The sequence below is a fragment of the Bradyrhizobium sp. 14AA genome (genome assembly GCF_054185205.1).
This window is the reverse complement of sequence record NZ_JAVAYM010000156.1, coordinates 1-456: the sequence shown is the minus strand read 5'-3', so window position 1 is coordinate 456 and position 456 is coordinate 1. Positions and strand designations below refer to the sequence as shown.

At 64.3% G+C, this 456-nt stretch carries 1 protein-coding gene; it reads right to left on the bottom strand.

All coding sequences use genetic code 11. The features are described 5' to 3' along the window. Positions 1-456, bottom strand: a 456-nt coding sequence (locus RAD15_RS43775) for a retropepsin-like aspartic protease (RefSeq protein WP_458184856.1), incomplete at both ends; no start/stop codon positions are given.

Genomic DNA, 456 nt, shown 5'->3' with positions numbered 1-456 from the left:
CTTGTCCTGATGATCGTAGACAAGGCGCATGTCGCGCATTGCGTTGATGCCGAAAATCATCGCCGGCCTGTCGCCCACCCCGAAGCTCTTGAACACTGACAGGTCGGCGATCCGCACCGTGACGTCCTTTGCCGTGCGGTTGTCGAAGGATATGTCCACCTTGCCCTCCCGCGTCTCGATCCCGCTCGACGCGGCGCCGTAAAGCGTCTCACCGGGGCCGAAGCCGGCGCCGTTCCGATCAAGCCCGGCCGCCCGGGCGAACAGCGGGTTGATCTCGGTGCCCCGCGAGCCGGTATCGAGCACGGCGGTTCCTGCGACCCCGTTGATGGTCACCGGGAATGTCAGCTGAGTCCCGTCGACGACCGGCCCGCCATGGATGGCTGCGGTTCTCGAAAGGAGCATTTTGCGCATGGATACCGGCTTGGGCGTGAGGGTGACGGTCTTGCAGGGAAAATC